The sequence below is a fragment of the Vulcanisaeta moutnovskia 768-28 genome, from assembly GCF_000190315.1.
GTDB classification, from domain to species: Archaea; Thermoproteota; Thermoprotei; order Thermoproteales; family Thermocladiaceae; genus Vulcanisaeta; species Vulcanisaeta moutnovskia.
The window spans coordinates 699867-719722 of record NC_015151.1 but is presented as its reverse complement, the minus strand read 5'-3'; the positions used below and the strand labels follow the sequence as shown (position 1 = coordinate 719722).

At 42.3% G+C, this 19856-nt stretch carries 21 protein-coding genes and 1 pseudogene; 14 read left to right on the top strand and 8 right to left on the bottom strand.

The features are described 5' to 3' along the window. Positions 1–21: 21 nt before the first annotated feature. The 3 genes from VMUT_RS03855 to VMUT_RS03850 all read right to left on the bottom strand — a co-directional run bounded on the left by VMUT_RS03855 (position 22) and on the right by VMUT_RS03850 (position 984). Positions 22–333, bottom strand: coding sequence for a hypothetical protein (locus tag VMUT_RS03855; protein ID WP_013604119.1), 312 nt, complete (start codon positions 331–333; stop codon positions 22–24). Between the two features lie 110 nt (positions 334–443). Next, positions 444–599: a 50S ribosomal protein L40e gene (locus VMUT_RS12445; RefSeq protein ID WP_013337492.1), complete on the bottom strand. Its 156-nt coding sequence runs from the start codon at positions 597–599 to the stop codon at positions 444–446. Positions 600–648: 49 nt separating this feature from the next. Further along, positions 649–984 carry an AbrB/MazE/SpoVT family DNA-binding domain-containing protein gene (locus VMUT_RS03850; RefSeq protein ID WP_013604118.1) on the bottom strand — a complete coding sequence of 112 codons (336 nt, stop codon included), beginning with the start codon at positions 982–984 and terminating at the stop codon, positions 649–651. Positions 985–1097: 113 nt separating this feature from the next. On the opposite strand from VMUT_RS03850, the gene VMUT_RS03845 reads away from it, so the two are divergent. After that, positions 1098–1688: a MarC family protein gene (locus tag VMUT_RS03845; RefSeq protein WP_013604117.1), complete on the top strand. Its 591-nt coding sequence runs from the start codon at positions 1098–1100 to the stop codon at positions 1686–1688. A 73-nt stretch (positions 1689–1761) separates the two neighbouring features. Here the strand turns inward: VMUT_RS03845 and VMUT_RS03840 are convergent, their stop codons facing one another. Next, positions 1762–3723 carry a S53 family peptidase gene (locus VMUT_RS03840; protein ID WP_013604116.1) on the bottom strand — a complete coding sequence of 654 codons (1962 nt, stop codon included), beginning with the start codon at positions 3721–3723 and terminating at the stop codon, positions 1762–1764. A gap of 151 nt (positions 3724–3874) precedes the next feature. Between VMUT_RS03840 and VMUT_RS03835 the strand changes: the two genes are divergently transcribed. The 5 genes from VMUT_RS03835 (at position 3875) to VMUT_RS03815 (ending at position 9074) form a co-directional block, all read left to right on the top strand. Next, positions 3875–5074, top strand: a complete 1200-nt coding sequence (locus tag VMUT_RS03835; protein WP_013604115.1) for an MFS transporter — start codon at positions 3875–3877, stop codon at positions 5072–5074. A 68-nt stretch (positions 5075–5142) separates the two neighbouring features. Further along, positions 5143–6393, top strand: a complete 1251-nt coding sequence (locus tag VMUT_RS03830) for an NRAMP family divalent metal transporter (protein WP_013604114.1) — start codon at positions 5143–5145, stop codon at positions 6391–6393. A gap of 109 nt (positions 6394–6502) precedes the next feature. After that, positions 6503–6859, top strand: coding sequence for a metal-dependent transcriptional regulator (locus VMUT_RS03825; protein WP_048057167.1), 357 nt, complete (start codon positions 6503–6505; stop codon positions 6857–6859). A 60-nt stretch (positions 6860–6919) separates the two neighbouring features. Further along, entirely contained in the window at positions 6920–7825 is a 906-nt protein-coding gene (locus VMUT_RS03820; protein WP_237699712.1) for a branched-chain amino acid transaminase, read from the top strand. Positions 7826–7883: 58 nt separating this feature from the next. Beyond that, positions 7884–9074, top strand: a complete 1191-nt coding sequence (locus VMUT_RS03815; protein WP_052298495.1) for an MFS transporter — start codon at positions 7884–7886, stop codon at positions 9072–9074. Here the strand turns inward: VMUT_RS03815 and VMUT_RS03810 are convergent. After that, a complete protein-coding gene (locus VMUT_RS03810) occupies positions 9046–10062 on the bottom strand; it encodes a bifunctional phosphoglucose/phosphomannose isomerase (RefSeq protein WP_013604111.1) in 1017 nt (338 codons plus the stop codon). The two genes, VMUT_RS03815 and VMUT_RS03810, sit on opposite strands and share 29 nt — an antisense overlap. A 66-nt stretch (positions 10063–10128) precedes the next feature. After that, positions 10129–11736 carry a hypothetical protein gene (locus VMUT_RS03805; RefSeq protein ID WP_237699711.1) on the bottom strand — a complete coding sequence of 536 codons (1608 nt, stop codon included), beginning with the start codon at positions 11734–11736 and terminating at the stop codon, positions 10129–10131. 389 nt (positions 11737–12125) lie between these two features. Between VMUT_RS03805 and VMUT_RS13390 the strand changes: the two are divergent. The 7 genes and pseudogenes from VMUT_RS13390 to VMUT_RS03780 all read left to right on the top strand — a co-directional run. Then, positions 12126–13235: pseudogene (locus VMUT_RS13390) on the top strand (DEAD/DEAH box helicase family protein); the annotation flags it as partial. 310 nt (positions 13236–13545) lie between these two features. After that, on the top strand, positions 13546–14211 hold the full coding sequence (locus tag VMUT_RS13385; RefSeq protein ID WP_373419232.1) for a C2H2-type zinc finger protein: 666 nt from the start codon (positions 13546–13548) through the stop codon (positions 14209–14211). Then, positions 14103–15239 (top strand): helicase-related protein, encoded by a 1137-nt coding sequence (locus VMUT_RS13380; protein WP_373419231.1) that lies wholly within the window; start codon positions 14103–14105, stop codon positions 15237–15239. Before VMUT_RS13385 ends, VMUT_RS13380 begins: the two co-directional genes overlap by 109 nt. 34 nt (positions 15240–15273) lie before the next feature. Then, complete coding sequence (locus VMUT_RS03795) at positions 15274–15459, top strand: hypothetical protein (RefSeq protein WP_048056853.1); 186 nt, start codon at positions 15274–15276, stop codon at positions 15457–15459. 126 nt (positions 15460–15585) lie between these two features. Further along, on the top strand, positions 15586–15894 hold the full coding sequence (locus tag VMUT_RS03790) for a hypothetical protein (protein WP_148224650.1): 309 nt from the start codon (positions 15586–15588) through the stop codon (positions 15892–15894). 5 nt (positions 15895–15899) lie between these two features. Next, positions 15900–16700, top strand: coding sequence for a hypothetical protein (locus VMUT_RS03785; protein WP_013604106.1), 801 nt, complete (start codon positions 15900–15902; stop codon positions 16698–16700). A 65-nt stretch (positions 16701–16765) separates the two neighbouring features. Beyond that, positions 16766–17830 (top strand): DUF1152 domain-containing protein, encoded by a 1065-nt coding sequence (locus VMUT_RS03780; RefSeq protein ID WP_013604105.1) that lies wholly within the window; start codon positions 16766–16768, stop codon positions 17828–17830. A gap of 64 nt (positions 17831–17894) precedes the next feature. Here the strand turns inward: VMUT_RS03780 and VMUT_RS03775 are convergent, their stop codons facing one another. Further along, on the bottom strand, positions 17895–18374 hold the full coding sequence (locus VMUT_RS03775) for a hypothetical protein (protein ID WP_148224649.1): 480 nt from the start codon (positions 18372–18374) through the stop codon (positions 17895–17897). Positions 18375–18560: 186 nt separating this feature from the next. Here VMUT_RS03775 and VMUT_RS03770 point away from each other — a divergent pair, with 186 nt between their 5' ends. Then, positions 18561–18839, top strand: a complete 279-nt coding sequence (locus tag VMUT_RS03770) for a hypothetical protein (protein WP_237699710.1) — start codon at positions 18561–18563, stop codon at positions 18837–18839. 44 nt (positions 18840–18883) lie between these two features. Here the strand turns inward: VMUT_RS03770 and htpX are convergent, their stop codons facing one another. Then, on the bottom strand, positions 18884–19855 hold the full coding sequence (htpX, locus tag VMUT_RS03765) for a zinc metalloprotease HtpX (RefSeq protein WP_013604102.1): 972 nt from the start codon (positions 19853–19855) through the stop codon (positions 18884–18886). Between the last annotated feature and the right edge of the window lies 1 nt (position 19856).

The window sequence follows — 19856 nt, the reverse complement described above, 5'->3', positions numbered from 1 at the left end:
AATTACTGCGGTAAAGCATCATTAAATTAAAACAACCTGAAGGTACTTATCCCCGCGCCTACTTATCTTGTACTTGCTAACCTTTCCATCCCTAAGAACAACAACCTCGCCACTGACATTCTTAGCCACAGGCCTCCAACTCGGTGAGAAGTAATACTCACTCCTCTTAAACTTGGACTTGGCCAATGGATAAGCATTGCCATTATACAGTATCACACCAACACTCCACTCAGGTGCCTTATCAACAAGTGATGAGTAATCCTCACCGCTCGTCATTTCCTCATTTCCTCCTTCGTTTTCAGGCTCTTCCTCGTACCTATCCTCGTCCTCCATTACATAAAGCTCAAACCACCTCTTTATATTTTTATCTAAGCACCGACAGTGTTAACGATAAATATGCGTAGTTAGGTAATACACTAAGAATAAGGCAGGGATTGAGTAATTTACCTCTTGAATCTTTTGGGTCTTAGGTTCTTGCTCTTACATCTCCTGCACTTCTCGGCACCTGGTGGGTTTCTTGCCCCGCATTCCCTGCATATCCAGTAATTAAACCTATGCTCAACAGCTATTCTAAGCTTTTCGGGATCACTGATAGGCATCGTGGTTTATGAAGTTAAGGGCCTTTTTATATTTTTACCTTCATGACAATTACTCAACCGGTACTATCGCCTTTATCTTAATCTCATCAAGCGGTTTTATGCCATACTTCTCCCTGACTTCCTTCGGTATTGTGAATTGCCTACTCGCCGTATTCCTAGTCCTCAATAACTTAACCCTCTCAAGTGTTATTTCCTGGCCGAAGTACTCAATGGTTATGTCCGCATACCAAACATTTTCAATATTGAGAGCCTTAACTAAACTGGCTGGTATAAGGACTTGGTAATTTATGTATATCTTCGTTACATATGGTAGTTTAGTAATTACCATACTTCTCCTAACTCTCCTTACCCTAGAAATTCCAGACGCCATATCAAGATTATACATACTGATTTATTTATTAAAGTTTCTAATTAGGTTTAGAAAAATTAGGATGTAAACATGCCATAACAACGTACATAGTGAACTCTTTTAAAGGGCTTAGGCCTCACCATTGGATAATGAGTATTGCAATTGACGTATTGATAATGACCACACAACTAATTGCAATAGTGGATCCAGTAGGTGCGCTGCCAATAATGATTAGTATGCCGGGTATTGAAAAACCCGAGGTCTTTAGGAAAGCCCTTAAGATCATTGCTATTGCCGTACCAACACTACTGATGATCTTTGCCGTGGCCGGGCCGTACATATTAAGGGCCTTCAACATAAGCATTGCCGATTTTAGAATCGCGGGTGGCATAGTACTCCTGGTAATAGGCATTGACACACTCCGTGAAGGTGCCCCAAGGACGATGGGCCTAAGCCCAGAGGACTTCATATTCACGCCAATAATAACGCCGATGCTTGTTGGACCTGGCGCAATAACCTCGGTAATGCTCTTCACCACCTATTATGGAGCGCCCGAGGTAATAATCAGCATACTCATTACGTCATTAATAACGTACTTAATCATTAGGTTCAGCTTCTCAATAATTAGGTTCATTGGGAGCAACATGCTTAGATTCATTGGTAGGTTCATGAGCCTCATAATAGTGGCATGGGCAGTATCACTAATAATAGAGGGAATTAAGGAGGCATTATTAATTTGAAACCGTGGTATTATAGGGTTTGAAAAATACTTTCAATTTTTAATAACAAGCTAAGCATTACCCACAATTACCCTTAACCAATCTGCATCTGAGACGCAAAGAGGTATCTCGGCGTTATGTATGGAAGCAGTTGAGCCAGTCCATAAACGTTTATTTGACCAAGTCCATCAACTGGGTTCCACTGGCCCTGTATGACCCAATAGAGACCATTCTCACCGCCGAGAGTCACGAACATACCTCCAGGGAAGCCAGTGAAGAATTGGCTCGTTGGGTATGCCGTGCTCCACGCATAGAATTGGCTTGGGTAATAGTGGTCGAGTAGGTATAGGTTTGGTGCTAGGTCACCGATTATGAATGAATTACCTAAGTAGCTCTGTATGGTCGTGGTCATGCCCGCAGACAGTGGTGTGGCTAGGCTAGTGCCGCCTATGAAGTATGGCGGTATCACGCCATTAAGCACAATTAATACGCCGGTGAATGGGTCAGCATCGGCGGCAATATCTGGCACACCCCTATGACCAACCGTATAGAAGTAGATGCCTAGGTCAGGCTCATACACGTAAGTCCTCTCATAAACTATGTGTATCAATGCCTGACCAGGCGTCTCAGGGAATGTGAATGAGTAACCGCCTCCAGTGCCCCACATGTAGTGGCTATTCCAGTCCCAGGCATACTCTACGCGGTTAGTCATTACATAACTAATTACGCCCTTAAGCGTTGTCCCACCAACCCCAGTCACCCACGGATCACTGGCTGGGTATGAGACACTGGCCTCCATTGGACTTACAAACACGTCATAGGCACCACTATCACCTGATGCCGCGAATACGCCAATACCCTCCGCAGCAGCTTGCATGAATATCTCGTCATAGCCATAGAGTAGGTTATATGATACGGGTGGTATGTAGTAGGCATCCTCTAGTGAGGCCCAGCTTAGACTTATGAAGTTTGCTAGTTTGTTGGCGATCACGTACTCAACATCTGTGAACAAATCATCACCAGATGTTGGTGATATTACAAGGAGTATATTAGCGCCAGGAGTCATCGTATGGGCATACTCAATGTCAAGGGCCGTCTCCCAAGACCAGCCAGCTGCCGTGTATATATCACTACGGGTTATTACTGGCATGCCTGTTGGGTAAATAACACTACACTGGGAAGGACTATACGGCAAGCCAAAGTTCTCGCTAAATGTTGCCAGGTCTTGGCATGCTACTGAAACGTATTTAGGCGGAACTATGCCGGTGAATGTAGCTTTATAGGCACCCTCAAAGTCGCCAAAGGCATCGACAATGGCTATTGTTAGGCCTTGGCCAGTATAGCCACTATACGTGTATCCATTAAATAGTGGTAATTCGTCATAGATGAATTCGAGACCCTTTGGTAGCCATATCTCGGCTTGGTGATAACGAATTTGTAGTGGTACTCCGTTTAGTGTGGTTACGTTTGTTGTGAGCACAGTATTGATGTTTGTCGTGTTTAGGCTGAGCATTGTGTACTGTGGTTTATAGTTGGGGGCTGTACTATTGACTATGAAGTACCCGAGTGGTATGCATTCTCCTGCCAGTATCCATTGTTGTATGTTGCTTGGTGCTGATTGTAGGGCTGTTAGGAAGTTGTCTACTGCCGATGCATTGCCGCTAGCTTCAATGAGCATTGGGAATGTGTACATAACAGTCAAGCCATATTGCTGGGCAAGACCCTCAATATAACTGAAGACGTAACTTGGCGGTGAATACCAAGCCGCAAACTGCTGCGGCGTAATAAACTGGTGGAAGTAGGGACTAAATGGGTTATAATACATCTGATCAAGCAGGTAAAGCAGACCATTAGGTGTGGTAACGTTGCTTAACCTCAGCCAGACAATAACGTGGCTTATGTTTGAGCCCGATACTGTGGGTATTATCTCTGTACATGTGAAGTATTGTGGGGTTGGTGATGGGCCTATCGGTAATGACTGAGCGTGAACTATTGGTATTGTCAGTGCTAGCGTTAGTGCGGTTATTATTAGTAGGGTTTTCCCTAGATTTGTCATAGTTAATTATGTTTTCTTTTCTATTTTTAAATGTTTCTCTCTTTATCGTATTCCCTTTGATTACTTATTCTATGTTTCTCTTTGTTTCTTTAAATTTTCTATTCCTAAATGAGAAATACACCTTATTAACCTAGGCTCTAACCAATGCCTAATGTCGTTTAAACGCATTGGTCGTGTTGGTTTCCTCCTGGTAACGGCCAATTCCCTAAGTGGAATCATTTGGGGTGCTAATTCGGTGATTCTTTCAATATATATGTTAAACATTGGAATATCAACCACGCTCATTGGTATCGTCCTAGGGCTCTTCTCATTAATAAATGCCCTTGGTTCATTAGTCGTTGGCTACCTAACCGATTTCATAAATAGAGTCAGACTCTTCATGGTTCTCTCCGTAATTAGCGGCTCCCTAATACTACTAATGATCACCGGTGTGCCCATTATCGTTTCAACGGCTTACTTGTTGGCAGCATTATTTAACCGATACGTTGTTCTGACAGCCATAATTGGTGAATTCGCTAAGCAGAGGAATGTATCAGACGAGGTGTTTAGTCTCTCATCATCCTTCAACATAGTTTTTAGCGTCATTGGTTCGATAATGGCTGTGTTACCCAGTTACCTTGGTCATCTTGGTTATGAGCTTATCTTCGTGACCGAGGCAATCGCAGTCTACCTAACAATACCTCTAGTGCTCAATGCAATTAGGCATTTGGACCCGGTCATCGTGAATGCAAAGATTGAGAAGATCAGCCTTAGGGATTTGGGTAGGCTGCGTTCATCATGGCTAATAAAGAGACTGTTGCCCGAGGCGTTAATTGGCCTTGGGGCTGGCGTGATAATACCACTATTTAGCCTTTGGTTCTATCTTAAGTTTCACATAAACATTGCCAGCCTGGGCATTGTCTACGCCATATCCAACGCCACACTAGCCCTGGGCACGTTAATGGCACCGACAATATCAAGACTACTACGTAGTAGGGTGATTTCCGTGGTAACACTTGAGGGCTTGGCCACGGTCGTACTTGCAATAATGCCGTTAATATACGACCTACCATTGTTACTAGCTCTTTTCATAATTAGGAATACGCTCATGAACATGGCAAACCCATTACTGACATCACTCATTAATGAATTAGTGCCTAGGGAAGAGAGAGGTCGTGTATTCGGTATTTGGAATATGATATCCTCAATACCGCGAGCTGTTGGTCCAGGTATTGGTGGTTACCTAATGGATATTGGTTATTTAGACCTGCCCTTGTACATAACTTCCATACTCTATGCCATAGCAGTGGTACTATTTTATGCCTTGCTTAGGGGTGTTGAGGGTAAGGTTAGAGTTATTCACGGTACTTAATGCATGCCTTATCTCTTTAGTTGCCACAGGAAAAATATTAATTAAACAGGTCTTTTTGTGACTCTGGCGTGAATTTTCAGGAGAGAGTATCGAGAAGTATTAAAGGAGTCAGCGACTCACTTAGGGTATTACTAGGTCCTGGTTGGTTAACCATGCTTGCTGACGTCGATGCGCCGAGTATACTTACGGCAATGCAGAGCGGTTATTACATGGGCTTGGCCATGGTTCCCTGGCTTATACTCCTAACCATACCCTTGTACTTTATTCAGGAATTGACCATAAGGGCAGCATTAGGCAGTGGTAAGGGTATGGGGACCTTGCTTAAGGAGGTTTATGGCGAGAAGATTGTGGCGATATCATTAATCGCGATGCTCATCATAGATGGCGCTGCGTATGTCAGCGAGTACGCAGCAATATCAGCAATAGGACTTCTCTTTGGAATTCCTGTCTTCGTTTCCGTGATCCTGATACTGACATTCCATACAGCCATAATACTAATGGGTGGTTCATATAAGAGGGTTGAGAATATATTATTGATTATTTCCGCATTTATTCTCGTTTACATAACTGCTTTCGCAGTAATACCTGTGAAACCTCAGGAGACTTTTGATGCATTTCTGTCTATTTTCACACCCAGTTCATACATTAATTCATTATACGTTACATTACTCGCGGCCAACATTGGTGCTGTGGTAATGCCCTGGATGCTTTATTACCAGCAATCGGCAATTGTCGATAAGGGGTTAAGAAGGGAGCATTATACTCATGAGAGATTTGAGACGATTATGGGCGCCATAATAAGTGAAGTGTTAATGATTGGTAGCCTATTGGTTGGTTATTGGCTTAGGATTAAGGGTGGGGTTGTTGATGGCTTTCAATCAGCACTTCTTTCCATTGACAAGATCATTAGTCCGTACTGGTTCGTAGTAGCTGCCATAGGCATGATAGCAGCGGCGTTACTCGCCATATTCGTGATAAGCCTGGGCTTCGCCTATGGACTTAGCGAGTACTTCAATTGGCCCTCAGGACTTAGTAAGAGGATGTGTGAGGCCAGGGGCTTTTACGCATTTTACGTGGTTGAGGTTGTACCCGCTGCCCTGATAATAATATTCATGAGAGACCTCGTTAACTTAATATTGGGGATCATGGTCTTCAACGCCATAGCCCTGGCAATACCCACCTACTTATTGATAAGTTTAACATCGAGGAAAGATGTTGTTGGGGAGTATGCAATAAGTAGGGCTCGAACTATTGTGCTTTATGTGGTAACAACTATGCTTGTCATTTCAGGTATTTACGCCGCAATAATGGCAATTTAGGCGATGCCTAGGGAATAAGGTTTAATTAGATCTTTATTAAGTGTAGTAGTTGGGTCTGAGCGTGAGGATATCCAATAGAGAATTTCTATACCTATTAGTAATTAAGGGGATGAATGAGAAGGGTTCTGGGGCTACAATATTCAGTGTTGCTAAGGCTCTCGGCATATCAACCGCAAGCGCTTACGAGGAGGTAAATCACTTGATTAGGAAGGGTTTCGTGGAGAAGAGAGATAATGGCATCTTCATTACTGATGAGGGCATTAAGGAAATGAACTCATTAATCAGAGCCCATAGAGTTATTGAAACCCTACTTGTCAAGGCAGGTATTGACCCCGATAAGGCCTGCGAACTGGCCAAGATGTTCGACGATGCATTACCCGAGGAGGTTGTAGAGAAGCTTTATGATTACCTGGGAAGACCAAATAAATGCCCCCATGGCAGGGATATACCTAGCCCTAACTCGTGATTGAACAAATATACTATATAAATGATAATGCTTAATAAGGAGCCTATAGTGCAACACTTAATGAAGTACGTATGGGTTAATGGTAAGTTAATACCTGAAAAGGAAGCTACAATACCAATACTCACGCATGCGCTACATTACGGTACATCAATATTCGAAGGTATAAGGGCTTACTGGAATTCTGACAATAATAATCTATATGTATTTAGGGCTAGGGATCATTACGTTAGGTTTCACGACTCGGCTAAGATAATGAGTATTAAAGTTGGTTATAGCGTTGATGAGCTGATTGATGCAACCGTGGAACTATTGAGAGCCAATGATGTGCATGAGGATGTTTATATAAGACCAATAACCTTTGTATCTGCAAGTACCGTTAACCTAGACATTAGGAACCTTGATGTAACCACAGCAATAATAACGGTACCCTTCGGACATTACCTAGAACCTAAGGGCATTAAGGCCAAGGTAGTTAGTTGGTTAAGGGTTCATAATTCTATGTTCCCAATGAAGGCCAAGGTAAGTGGTATTTACGTTAATTCCGTAATTGCAATAATAGATGCCAAGGTGTCGGGATTTGATGAGGCCATATTACTTAACCGCGACGGTTATGTTGCTGAGGGAAGCGGGGAGAACATATTCATTATTAAGGACGGCATACTATACACACCACCAGTATATGACTCAATACTCGAGGGTATTACGAGAGATACCGTAATCACAATAGCAAGGGACCTAGGCTTAACAGTTACTGAGAAAAGAATTACCAGGGAGGAATTATATACGGCGGATGAAGTCTTCTTCACGGGAACTGCTGCTGAGGTAACTCCGGTAGTAAACATTGACGGTAGGGTCATTGGTAATGGAGAACCAGGCCCAATAGCCCTCAAGGTAAGGAGTTATTATATGGATGTGGTTCACGGTAGGGTCAGCAAGTACAAGAACTGGCTCACACCGATTTACTAATGATCAATGATTTATTAAATCAAATGGTTTTTAAGTAATAGGTCTTCCGTTGATTATTGTGCGTATCAATCGAGAAATTATTTATTATGCAATTACGATATTCCTAATGACCTTCGCCATACGTGCAACAAATAACATGATCGGAACCACAGCACCTTTACTGGCTAGGTATGACCTATTATTCTCTAATTATTTAGTTGGTTTGTTGGCATCATTGGTTACTGCCGTAAATCTCACATCTATTCTATTTATTAATGCTAGATTACCTGGGTCAACAAGGAGGCTACTATTCATTATTTCAAATGCATTAATAATAATCCTATTGCCAATGTACTCCCTGGCTAATTCCCTCAGTATTTGGTTAGTATCTATACTTACTGGATTTGCGTATGGCGTAATAATGCCCAACATAATGACATCAGCAAGTATTATAGGTGATCAAACCACCGCAGAGAGATTACTTGTGCTCTATACCCTAGCCCTTAGTACGAGTTTAGTTGTGGGTCCATTATTTGAAACATACTTATTGACCCGATTTGGCTATAGGTACGTATTCCTACTGTTCATACCACTGGCAATACTCTCCCTCGCCTTATCATTTAGGGTACGATTCCCGCCAGATCCTAGGGAACCAAGAATACGCATTGATTCAGGTAGGATACTTAGGAACAAGGGCTTAATATCGGCCATGCTCGCGAACTCCACATATAGTATACCGTTTATTGTCTTTACGGCATTCATAGCAATATACGCACAGAGCATATACCACGTTAGTAGATACTTGGCTTATTTCTCATTCGTACCATTCTTCCTTACCTCCTTCCTTACCAGGCTTTACCTAACCATTTATATCCCAAGAAGTCTATTCAGGCCTATGGCCATTTCCATAGTACTAACCGTAATAGGTATTACCCTGCTCTACGCATCACCTAATTACGCAATATTCATAGCATCTATGGCAATACTCGGCATACCTCATGGCTCGACATACCCTCTCTCAACGCTTATGATCAGTAGGGGAACAAGTATTGAGGAAAGGAACACCGCCAATTCTTACTTCTCGGCATTTCAAGGCATACTAGGCATAGTGGTTCCAGCATTATTTGGAGTTTCGGCGGATTTAATTGGAATTAGATTATCAATGGCTCTGCTCCTAGTTCCAGTAATTACCGTGGCTATTATATTCACAAGATTTTACCTAAACTCAGGCCTTGAACCATTTAAACCTGGAATACCCTCCTCTCATTAAGTAGGTTCTTGAGCCTATCAATTGGTTCCGTGGACACAGGTTCAACACCCAACAATTCAGCTAATGCAAGGGTTACAATTCCTAGGTAGGTTACGCCATAAATCTCCGTCTCGAGAGGTGTCTTACCCTCAAGCTTAACAATTATTGGCCTTGCCCCGAATGAGGATATCACGTCAATGAGCACCTCCTCATACAAGCCCTCATAGTCACTAGGTCCCATTATCGCCACATGCTTTAAACAGCCTTGCTTTGTGATTACCGCAGCTATGTCATTATGAGCACCCTCAGGCACTACGGAAATCACTGAGTAGTACTTGGCGTTTTCGTTGAGGTCGTTCTTAAACCTAATACCAACGCCACGCCTACTCTCCGTAACCCAAACCACGGGTATTGAATCCACTAACTGCCTGGCCAGGTTTACCGCATCGTCAACGTGCTTAAGGGCATTCTCAATCCCGGTAATACCGCTCTCTAACTCATTAGTCACTGAGGCAATGCCGAATCTCTCAAGGATGATTAACGCCGGGTATAGTAGTGCCGGTAATCCATACCTGGGCGCCGAAGCCTTTGGAATCAGGACAACGGGTACACCCTTACCACTAAGTACCGCGCTTAATTTACCGCCAGTCGTAATACCAATCACTGGGTATCCCCTGGACAGAGCCTCATTAGCGCTCATTATCGTCTCTGCAGTGTTGCCCGAGTAACTAATGGCTATGACCAAAGGCCTCGATAACCTCCTCGGTAACCTCATGTTCTTACTAACGATTATGGGCACCCTGCAATCCCAGAACCAGCACAGGTCACTTAATAAATCGCCAACAACGCCCGACCCACCCATACCGGTAATAACCACGGAATCAATCTCAGCGCCATAATCAATGACCTTACCATCGATACTCAACCTAACACTCCTCAGATCCATGGGCACATTAAGTATTGACTCCCTCGCGAGTGACGGCCATTTCGGGTAGTCAATCAGGTTCATCAGGATTATTAAACTAAAGCCTTTGTAAGCTTTAAGTACGCGCAAAAATATGATGCAATCGATGTACTAACCCTGGCAGTTCAGGTTATTGTATGGATTTTGGTAGTAACTCGTTGCATTTACTATGAATCCGAAGGTTGGTACTCCAAAGGCGTTGGATGCGGTTATTAAGGATAAATACCAACTCACATGATTCACATTGCTCGTTGGTACATATATTGCTAATGCGGTTTGTCGTACGTTAATTAAGGTGTTCAATGGCATGAGTAGGCCTATTAGGTTAATACCAAGGCCTAAGCCTCCCAACTCATACCTAAGCTCGGGACCACTCAACTGGTACTGCTCATCAACGCTCTGCAATAATATGGCCCATACGAGCTCGTTAGGTCCTTGAGCTGGGTTTAATGTTGTGCATCCAGGCCCATTACTCCCCTCTTGCCAGCTTGCGTATGTTACCACAGTTGATTGATTTAGGACTGGGTAGCCAAGCTCCTGCTCCGCGAGTGGTATCAAGCCGTTGTATATGTACGATATCGGCCCATTACCGAAGTCGTAATTACCTGGGAGTGATTGAGTTGAGGTTGATGAGCCGGCGGGCGTTGATACACTTATGACCTCAACAACAGGTACCTGCCCCACGTACTCGTAAATTCCGAGGTGCGTGTTGTACACGTACTCGCTGTAGTTAACTATGGCGAATGTACCCTCATAATAAATATACATACTACCCTCGCTAACAACAGAGCTGGTAAGTATCTCGCCTGTATTCTCATACCAATAAACATTCTCGCTATACGAGACGCCTATCGTACCGAACCGACCATTATAGTAATCCGTGGCATACCAATCAGTGGTCCCTGTAATCGAGGCTTGAAGTGCGAGGTTTAGTCCGTAATCCTCATACTCATTAACTATTCCGTTACTCCACGTCACCCAAGCCAGTGGTATTGGACCCGTAAAGCCGTCGCACATCGTTGTTGGTGAGTAGACCGTTGTGTAATAGCCGGATTCATAGAATGTGGGTGGTGATGGGCCCTGCTCACTACAGTTATAGACTGTGTATGGGCCGACGGTTATGGATTGATCCCTTTGAATAACCGGTGGTTTTGCCGGGATTAGCTTGAATGGTTTTGTTGTTAGGTTTATGTATGCTGTCAGGATTATGTACCTTACACTCCCTTGGTTTTTCATTACCCAGCCGATGTTGTATGGCACTGAGATTGCCGTAATCCAACTCCTGTTTGTTGCGAGGTCTATGTACGTCACGAACACGAGGAGTGACGTGTTGTACTCACTAACACTCGGATTAAAGGACAACCACCTACCAGCCACAAACCTCCAATTCGTATTATTGAATGGTACATCAATCACAGAGCCAAAACCATAGACTATTGGGACGATATGCCTAGGGGTCAGTCCATAAACAGCCACGAAGGCAGGTATTGGGTAGACCTTAGAACCATTGACCACATAAACCCTGACAATGAGGCCGGGAGGTGTGGAGGACTGGAGGGACTTATAGTAAGAGACGATGCCGTAGGTGAACCTAATACTCTGAACAGGGCTTGGCTGAGCCCTAACAGTGGTAAGGAGTGAGAGGATAACCGATAGAGAGGCAATAGTAACGACTAAAGCCGTGACCAACCACCTACGGGAGGCGGATTGCATAGACATCAAGAGTTATTAATTTACGGGATTTTTTACTTCGCCTATTCTTAAAAAGTGGTTCGAGCGAGGTTGAAAATAACCTACACGGGCTTATCAACCCTTAACAGTGCCTCGCTCGTCTTATTCAGGCGTTAGTCATAGTTTCCAGGTTCCTCCTGAACCGTGCCTAATTATTTCCAAGGTCGTGATTATTAACATTAGAGTAATTGAGATCAATGATCTATTGATAGATTAGTACTGCCGTAAATAGTAAGGAGTGGGCTTAGGTCGTGGGAAACTCAGGACTGCTTAATAAGTGTGGTAATACGTGCCAGCTTCGTAAATGATGATTACTCATTTTTAAATTCAAGTTTAAAATATGGATTTAAACTCCAGTTATATTGGCTATTCATAAAATGCGATTTAGGGTTGTCATTAATGGCGATGTTGAGATTAGGAGGGAGTGGCCGTGGGATAGGGTATCGAGGGTTAAGGATAGGTTGAAGGAGCTGGGCTTTAGGTGGAATGGTGAGTATTGGACTGGCAAGGTTTACTCGGTTTCATTAATTAGAGAGCTGAAGGACCTGCTGGAGCTGACTAGTGAGGAGGTTGAGAAATTAATGAGGGCTATACTCGTAAACTCGTCAGGTGGCGTAATCGGTGTCGAGGATTTAGGGAGTCTCGGATCCATACCTAACGACTGTGTGTTGGGTGAGGAGGGTGGCTTATTCATTATTTCACTATCATGCCTAATCAGGGATTTCATTAAAAATGATAGGAATCACATAGGCAGTGTATCTTCATATGAGGAGTACGTTGATAAAGCCGTGGAGAGTATTAGGCAGTTACTCATTGGTAAGGCGGTGATTGGCGACGTGGAACTTGCCCTTAAGAGGGCTCGGGAGTTTGCCCTGGCCAGTAATAAGTTGAGGGAATTATTCATGAGGAGGACTGAGTGGTGGACCGCCAAGCTCAGCCTTGATGGAGCCGAGCTACACTTTCTATCCAGGGAACTTTATGATAAGTTGAGGGGTTTGACCATACCGTACTACGTAGTTGATAAGGAGGGTAACCTGAATAAGTATGATTTGAGGCTTATACGCAAGGACGATATAGTAAGAGCTGAGGATAAAGTCATCATTAGATTCCCCGTATTCATCAGAGAGACGATTAAGGACATGCTGGTAAAGAGTGGCTATAGGGTTTCTGAGGTCCCATGGAGTCCAAGAACCATACAAATACCTAAGGATGAAATAAAGCTCCTACCCTTTCAGGAAAAGGCCCTCGATTCCTGGCTGAAGGCCGGTAAGAGAGGTACCATCGTCGTACCAACCGGCGGTGGAAAAACCTTCATAGCACTCAAAGCTCTAGCCGTTACTAAGGTACCGACAATAATCCTGGTAATTACGGAGGAATTAATGAACCAGTGGTACGAGAGAATAATGAGGCACTTAGGCATAAAGGCAGGTAGGCTAGGTGGTGGTTTTGACGATATTAGGGAGGTCACTGTGGCAATTTACAACTCAGCCGTTAATAAAATAGCAGAAATAAGCGATAAGTTCGACATGGTGGTGTTTGATGAATGCTTACCTTACGATGCATTGATAGTCACAGATAGAGGATTAATGCCCATAGGTGAGGTCGTGGAGAAGCGCTTACCAGTGAAGGTTCTGACGCATAAAGGACGCTTTATGCGTATAACGAACTACTTCAAGATACCACTCATTAAGAGGTTAGTAAGAGTTACTCATGAAAGGGGAGAGATAGTATTAACTGAGGATCACCTGGTCCTAACTAAGGATGGATGGAAACAAGCGATAACGTTAAAGAGAGGCGATGTGGTATACTTTTATGATGTACAAATGCAGAATTTGCGGGAAAGAATTCAAGACGGTTCAAGCCCTTGGGGGACATTACGTGACGGCTCACAACTCAGAGCTTCAAGGGATGAGGTCTCAGAAACGGTGGCTACTTCACAGAGAAGAGGGAGTTCAGCAAATAAGGAATATGGTAAGAATGAGGGAGGAGAGGAGATTAGCTTCATTACCGAGATTGACGGAAGAACAGAGGGAAATAGTGTTAGGTACGGTACTTGGGGATGGGTATCTATCAATTCCACCACCAAGGGCGAAGAATGCAAGACTAACGGTGGTTCATGCTTTATCCCAGTACGAGTACTTAATGTGGAAGTACTCGAAACTAAAAAATATCGTGAAGTCGCCACCAAGGTTGGAAAGGAATACGAAGTACGGGGCTTACGGGGACGTCTACAGATTTCAAACTATCTGCCATCCAGAGCTAACGGAGATTTACAAGGTGGCTTACGTAAATGGGCGGAAAACAATAACCAGGGAGTTCCTGAATATGATAAATACTCCGATAGCATTGGCAGTTTGGTTCCTGGACGATGGGTCAATAAGTATGGGGAAAAATGGTTATATCGCAATTTCTCTTCATACGGAGGGTTATACCTTGAAGGAGAACAGGGAGCTGGTACAGTAGTTAAAGACGAATTGGGACCTAACATTCAGCATTTCACAATATCGCAATTACTACTTCCTACATACACCGAATATGAGGGAGGCGAAGAAATTCCTGGAATTGATCAAACCGATAGCACTGGAGGCATTTCCAGGGAAGGTGAATTCGTTTATGACATTGAGGTAGAGGAGGATCATAGTTTCGTGGCTGATGGGGTAGTAGTGCATAATTGTCATCATGTTCCTGCCGATACCTTTAAGGAGGTTGCGTTTAGGCTTAGAGCGCCGTTTAGGTTGGCTTTGTCTGCTACGCCAAAGAGAAGTGATAGTAATGAGCATTTGATTTTCCTGAGTTCTGGTGACGTTGTGTTTCAGGCTGATTATAGGGATATGGTTGAGGCTAGGTTGGTTGTTCCTGTTAGGCATTTCAGGATATACGTTGACCTAACGCCTGAGGAAAGGAGGGACTATGAGAGGGCTGGTGATAATGCGATTGTTCTGAGGAACATAGCCAGCGTAGCCAGCGCCAAGATTAGTATTACTAAGGAAATAGTGAAGGCTGAGGTTGGTATTGGTAGTAAGATTATTGTCTTCACACAATTCATAAGGCAGGCTGAGGAGTTGTATAAAGTCCTTAAGGAAGAGTTGGGGCCAATTATTACATTAATAACCTCCAAGACAAGTGATAGGGACTCGATATTTAAGGCGTTTGCCAGGGGTGCGTATAAGGTCATTGTGGCGACAACGGTTCTTGATGAGGGTATTGATGTGCCTGATGCGGATGTAGCAATTATTCTCTCCGGGACTGGTTCCCGAAGGCAGATGATCCAGAGGATTGGTCGTGTTGTTAGGGCTAGTGATGATAAGGTTGAGGCGAGAATCTACGAAGTAGTGGCTAGGAACACCATTGAGGAGGCGCTGAGTGAGGAGAGGCATGTTAAGGGTGAGGTTCTCGAAATTGAGTGCAGGAGATACTTGGCTGATGAGATTAGGCGTTTAATAAACCACGTAATTAGCAGTACGTCATTATTTAAATCGTCGAATCCCTGAGTGACTTATATATTGAGCTGTGGAGTAATTAATTGTGAAACTTCTTGAGGAACTAATGAACATACTTTTCCAGGAATATGGCGCATTAATACTCATGGTAGTATCTACGATATTGTCGATAATCATTGCCACATTATATGCGGAATTATTGAGAAATAATATTCTATTGATCAAGGAACTTAATACCATTATTCAGTGGATCAATGGGGTGATCAAATGATTAGATATCTATTAACATCAGTCCTAATACTGATGATTCTGATCATGATCATTATGATAACAGGTTTCATATTAAATATACTATACCTAACAGGCTCCGTTAGTAATTACGCCGTGGTGATCATGAATGGCACTCGCAGATTCCTTAATATTTCCTGACATGTTGATCTCCATAACCCTAGTAATCGTAATACTCATTTTCGCCATATTCCTGACAAACCTACTGGTAAAACTCTCTATAATTGATTATAAGGCATCCATGGGAACTTACCTATTCACCAAATGCCAATTAGGTAATTTTACGGGCGATGCTGATCTCGATCACATAATAATAACTGATGAGGTAATATCGAGTAATTATTTAATTATATGTCCAAGGATCACGGTTAACAACTCGCAGTTGGAGGTTAATGTTTACGTTACTTATACTAGGTGATGTAAATGATTTATAAATCGTTACTACCCATACTAATAGTATTACTGGTAATGATTGTATTAACCACGTACTTAATGAATTACGTAAATAATGAGACATCGAGGGCATTAACCCTTGAGAATAATTACCTATTGTCGACGAACGTATTTAAGCAACTGAATAATACATTACCCCAGATATTACGGAATAATGCATGCATGCTTATTGCGAATCCAATGAATTATTCATGTAGCATTATTGCTATGAATATGACGAATATGTTAAGTGAAGCCCTCAATATTATTAGTAATAAAACAGGAAATATCGCAAGATATAGAGTGATTAATTATGAGATTTATGGAGAAGGAAATGTAACAATTTACCAGATAACAATTCAAGCACTTATCCAATCTAATAGTATTGAGGGAACGATTACTACCGTGTATCCATTCAATTTATGTTACTATTCACAATTAGTCAATAATATCGTTAATGACTTGAGAGAAAATATAACAATACATGCCGATAATATAACAGAGACCTCTGAGGGTTTAAGCAAGGAATTAATGAGCAAGATTAATCATAATTATGATAACATAAATATCACACTTCATTATACAGGTGTTTTTAGTATGACCCAGCGAACGCGTAACTACACCATTTACGTTGGAATAATAGATTACACTTTATACGTTTCACCAAGCGAAAAACTATGTAGTGAATTCGCGAAAATCACTGGTAGTTTTTACGTCACAATAATTATTAATAAGTATGTAAATAATACATATTACTTCACAATTAATGGAATAATTAGTAATAACAAATAATGACTAAATTCTAGAGGAACTAATTAAGTTAATGCATTTAAATAATAAGGCACAACCTTTAATCCGTGATTAACGAAATTATTGGACTTAATGTTAGGAGTGTCTTGGTAATTGGAATTGGCGGTGGAGGCGATGTTGTCGGTTCATCAATTACATATAGTCTTGCTGTGAATGAGGGGAAGGAGGCCGTGCTTGGTGCAGTTCTTTGGGAGAGATATATTAATGATATTGTACCTGGGCCAATTAGAGTGCAGGAGCTTCGAAACGCCGAGGTCTTTGGTAATTATTTAGCTATGGTTGATGGAGATACTTATGCAATTAGGGAGGGTAGGCGTGTTGTACCTCAAATAGCCAATGTATTAAGTGTAATTAAGGATGATGGGTTAGGTATTAGCATTTCGGGCTCCGTAAATGATGTAGCTAGAGAATTAAGTACGTATGTGAATAAGTATGGATTTGATGCCATAATAGGCATTGATGTTGGTGGTGATGTGTTAGCCTTAGGTAATGAGGATGGACTATATAGCCCACTTACTGATAGTTACTCAGTTGCTGTTTTAAGTAAGGTTCAAGATTATACTGGCGCCCAGGTAGTACTTGGTATTGCAGGTCCTGGTGTTGATGGTGAGTTAGATAGGGATTACGTGCTAATGAGAATAAGCCAATTAGCCAGTAAGTGTGCATTTCTAGGTGCCTATGGACCAACACGAGGCGATTTAATGATTCTTGAGGACATTCTAAGTAAGGCAGTAACAGAGGCCAGTGGATTAGTGTATAGGGCTGCTAAGGGGTATCACGGAAACGTTGGGATAAGAGGAAGCACTAAGAATGTGAAGCTCGATATATCATCATCAATAACTTACTACCTAGACCTCAGGAAGATCATTAGTGATTTACCGCTAGCCAATTTAGTGATTAATGCAAGGGATCCCTGGGATGCAATGAGAACATTAAATAGTAAGGGTGTAATGACCGAGCTTAACTTTGAGGAAGAGGTCTATAGATATTATAAGACTAAGTCAAAGATACCGAGTCCTGAAGAGGCTTACTTAATGATTAAGGAAATAAAGAATAGATTAAAGTCTCAGGTGCAGTTAATGAGTAATCAGCATGGCAGTACTCATCATTAAGTGGTCTCAGTTAAGGGCGTGATCGTCATGCAGAACTTAATACTAATTCTGCAATTTAAATGCGTTAATCACCAGCCTCTTCATAAAAGAGAGCATAGTCTTTCTCGGCTTCACGAAGTAGCTGGAGTTGCGATATTCTTTCCTCAGCCTTTCTATACATGTTTGCGAATTCCATAATCCTCGCAGCAACATCATCAGATTTACTAAAGGATACTGGGTTGTATAAGAGCTTCCTCTTATCGCCGCCCTTCACACTCACTACATAACCCTCAACAATACCTGACGCAGGTATTTTGCCCAATTCACCGCCTTCGCCCCTTATTAGGAATACGTAACCTTTATGGGAACCATCATTGAACGTTACCCTAACGAGGACCAACGCTATGTGAAATTCCCTAAGTATGTTTGTAATCACGTCCCTATATCTTTCATACTCTCGTACATAGGGCAATCTCTCAATAAGTGATAAATCATCTCTACTGAGATCATTGAGAAGATCATTGAGCATATCCATAACGTTCTTACCTGTATTTATGACCTCCATCAGAATAAATAGTGCCTGGTTAAAAATAAGCATTACCTAAGGCTCATAATTCCTAATTACCATAAGGAATCCTTTAGATTTGACTTTACGGTAAGTAACGAGCAGATAAGGTATATTTAGTGGTACAGTGATGATATGTAGATGAGTAATTTAGACAAGCGAGTATATGAATTACATAGTAGGGTGATGAGCGAGTTCATGGGCGGTAGGTGCTATGATATTGATGAGTCATTAGTGATAGATTGTATCAAGAATGCATTGACGGGCATTGGATTAAGCATTAACGATGTAGCACTCTTTGACATAGATGGTAATGTGACTAGGGACATTAATAGCGCTAAGTACGTGAGAGTTACAGCCACTAGTAATTACATCAACGGTGAACAAATATTTACCTTCGCCTTACTTAAATTTAGAGATAAATATAGGGTCCTCTATCTCCAATCAGCCATAAAAGAAGATTAAATAATTTTTATGAATTAAATTTATTTTTCAATTAATTATGAGAATTACGGTGAGGACTCAGCTAACCTATCAAGCATCTGTATCCTCTTTGCAGGATGCGGATGCGTCATGAATAACTCCTCCCAAATTGATGGCTTGTAATGTCTCCAATACTCTATCAAGTCATCAACATTATTCTCAATATACTCAGCACTAACTGGTGGTGCAAAGAACAACATCCTTAATGTACCATTTGTAGTCTTCTTCACCATGTTTGGATCCATGTAAAGCGTTATCTTTGCAAGGGCTCTCTGAAGATTATGTGCACCATTCTCCACAGTCAATGCGCCATTAATATCGGCATAAGCCTCCCTTAACCTATTTATGTACAGAACAAATAACTGGAATAGGAAGCTAACGGCAAGTAATACCAGGCCTATGAGAAGCAGTAAACCACCATTATTATTCCTGCCTCCTGACCAACCTCCCCACCAACCACCCCACCAAAGCGACCAACCAAGCCAGTAAATAACTGTGGGCAATAGTCCGACAGCCATCAGAACCTCAACATCCCTATGCCTAAGGTGGCCAATCTCATGACCAAGAACAGCCTTCAACTCGCCTGGCTTCAATATCTTCAGTAGAGGCAGTGTTATTGCAACCCTCTTACCAGCTATTGGGCTTCCGTAAGCGAAAGCGTTGGGAAACGGTACATCAGCCACATAGACCTTCGGCACACTCTTGAAGCCATTAGCCCTAGCGACATCGGCAATAATGTCGTAGACCCAGCCATAGGTTGGGTCACCAGGCTTAATCTCATGGGCTCTATACATGGCATTTATCAAAAACGGTCCAATAAGCCATTGTAGTAATGTTAAGAAGAAAGCCATTATTATTAAGCTCGTAACTAACGCAACACCACCTAGTGATGGATCTAGTAACAAAATGACACCATACGTAAAAGCCGCACCCAATAGTAATATTGCTATTATTGCAAGTGCCATCTTTAACCTGAATACTAGTAGTGCCTTGTTCATA

Coding starts and splice junctions, on each gene's coding strand:
- VMUT_RS03820 (WP_237699712.1), top strand. CDS start 6,920: ATGAAGTACGTATGGGTTAATGGTAAGTTAATACCTGAAAAGGAAGCT.
- VMUT_RS13385 (WP_373419232.1), top strand. CDS start 13,546: ATGTGGTATACTTTTATGATGTACAAATGCAGAATTTGCGGGAAAGAA.
- VMUT_RS03790 (WP_148224650.1), top strand. CDS start 15,586: ATGGCACTCGCAGATTCCTTAATATTTCCTGACATGTTGATCTCCATA.
- VMUT_RS03855 (WP_013604119.1), bottom strand. CDS start 333: ATGGAGGACGAGGATAGGTACGAGGAAGAGCCTGAAAACGAAGGAGGA.
- VMUT_RS03850 (WP_013604118.1), bottom strand. CDS start 984: ATGTATAATCTTGATATGGCGTCTGGAATTTCTAGGGTAAGGAGAGTT.
- VMUT_RS03770 (WP_237699710.1), top strand. CDS start 18,561: ATGAGCGAGTTCATGGGCGGTAGGTGCTATGATATTGATGAGTCATTA.
- VMUT_RS03845 (WP_013604117.1), top strand. CDS start 1,098: ATGAGTATTGCAATTGACGTATTGATAATGACCACACAACTAATTGCA.
- VMUT_RS03805 (WP_237699711.1), bottom strand. CDS start 11,736: ATGTCTATGCAATCCGCCTCCCGTAGGTGGTTGGTCACGGCTTTAGTC.
- htpX (WP_013604102.1), bottom strand. CDS start 19,855: ATGAACAAGGCACTACTAGTATTCAGGTTAAAGATGGCACTTGCAATA.
- VMUT_RS12445 (WP_013337492.1), bottom strand. CDS start 599: ATGCCTATCAGTGATCCCGAAAAGCTTAGAATAGCTGTTGAGCATAGG.
- VMUT_RS03775 (WP_148224649.1), bottom strand. CDS start 18,374: ATGGAGGTCATAAATACAGGTAAGAACGTTATGGATATGCTCAATGAT.
- VMUT_RS03785 (WP_013604106.1), top strand. CDS start 15,900: ATGATTTATAAATCGTTACTACCCATACTAATAGTATTACTGGTAATG.
- VMUT_RS03825 (WP_048057167.1), top strand. CDS start 6,503: ATGAATGAGAAGGGTTCTGGGGCTACAATATTCAGTGTTGCTAAGGCT.
- VMUT_RS03840 (WP_013604116.1), bottom strand. CDS start 3,723: ATGACAAATCTAGGGAAAACCCTACTAATAATAACCGCACTAACGCTA.
- VMUT_RS03835 (WP_013604115.1), top strand. CDS start 3,875: ATGTCGTTTAAACGCATTGGTCGTGTTGGTTTCCTCCTGGTAACGGCC.
- VMUT_RS03810 (WP_013604111.1), bottom strand. CDS start 10,062: ATGAACCTGATTGACTACCCGAAATGGCCGTCACTCGCGAGGGAGTCA.